Origin of the sequence: Streptomyces spongiae (assembly GCF_009377185.1) — a bacterium.
In the GTDB taxonomy this organism is placed as follows: Bacteria; Actinomycetota; Actinomycetes; order Streptomycetales; family Streptomycetaceae; genus Streptomyces; species Streptomyces spongiae.
This window is the reverse complement of record NZ_VJZC01001096.1, coordinates 1-1,147: the sequence shown is the minus strand read 5'-3', so window position 1 is coordinate 1,147 and position 1,147 is coordinate 1. Positions and strand designations below refer to the sequence as shown.

The following is a 1,147-nucleotide window of genomic DNA, read 5'->3' as shown; positions in this document are numbered from 1 at the left end:
GGCGGTGGCGGTCGTGGCGGCCGTCGCCTTCCTCCTCCTCGAAGCACGCAGTCCGCATCCGGTGGTCCCGCTGGGCCTGTTCCGTACCCGCGCGGTGGCCGTGGCGGTCGCGGCGGGAGCGGCTGTCAGCGTGGCCTTCTACGGGACGGTCTTCGTCTTCTCGCTCTTCTTCCAGCAGGTGCAGCACCGCTCCGCGCTCGCCGCGGGCCTGATGTTCCTTCCGATGACCGGCCTGATCGCGGTGACGAACATCGCGGCGGGCAGGCTGACCAGCCACCGCGGCCCCCGCCTCCCGATGCTCGTGGGCCAGTCCCTGGCGGCGGCGGGACTGCTGCTGCTCCTCTACGTCGACGAGGACACCCCGTCGATGGCGGTGGCCGCGCTCCTGGTCCCCACGGCGCTCGGCTGCGCCCTGTCCGTGCCGCCGCTCACGGCCGCGATGATGGACGCGGTGCCGCCGTCCCGGGCGGGGCTCGCGGCGGGCGTCCTGAACTCCGCGCGCCAGGTGGCCGCCGGCCTGGGCATCGCCGTGTTCGGCACACTGCTCGCCGGAGGCTTCGAGCCGGGCATGCGGCAGAGCCTGGCGCTGGGCGCGGGCCTGCTCACGGCGACAGCTCTGGCCACCGTGGGGCTCCGCCCCTCAGGTACCGTCACGTAGCCCGTCGGGCCAGGCGTCGCGGTACTCGATGTGGTCGAACGTGACCACGCACCCCTCACCCACCGGTGACTGGGTCATGAACCCGACGAGCGCCGCCGACGTGGGCCCTTCGTCCCCCAGCGTGAACAGCCGGATGAAGGTCCACTTCTTGCCGTCGCGGGAGGCGTGGAAGGCGAAGGCCCGGCCGGTGCGGCTGATGCGGAGCCAGACCGAGCTTCCCTCCACGGTGAAGGAGTTGGCGTCGTCCGAGTGACCGCGGGTGACGACCGTGCACACCGTGGGCACGTCCGGTGAGTACTCCAGGCACAGCTTCGCCCAGGCCCGCGGGCCCACGTGGACGTAGAGGGCGCCCGCGTCGAAGGAGGCCGCGAAGCCCACCGTGACACGGGCGATCAGCTGGAAGTCCCCCTCCGGCGCCCCGAGCAGCCGCGGAGCGTCCGCCGCGGGCTCCAGCGCCTCCCCGGTGGGCGGCACGAACCGGTCCTCCCC

At 73.4% G+C, this 1,147-nt stretch carries 2 protein-coding genes; one reads left to right on the top strand and one right to left on the bottom strand.

Going from position 1 to position 1,147, the window contains the following annotated elements; genetic code table 11:
* The coding region (locus tag FNH08_RS50360) for an MFS transporter (protein ID WP_152778729.1) at positions 1-658 on the top strand (658 nt) is incomplete at its 5' end.
* On the opposite strand, the gene FNH08_RS50355 is transcribed toward FNH08_RS50360, so the two are convergent.
* Positions 641-1,147, bottom strand: a 507-nt coding sequence (locus tag FNH08_RS50355) for a DUF1349 domain-containing protein (RefSeq protein ID WP_152778727.1), incomplete at its 5' end; no start/stop codon positions are given. The two genes, FNH08_RS50360 and FNH08_RS50355, sit on opposite strands and share 18 nt — an antisense overlap.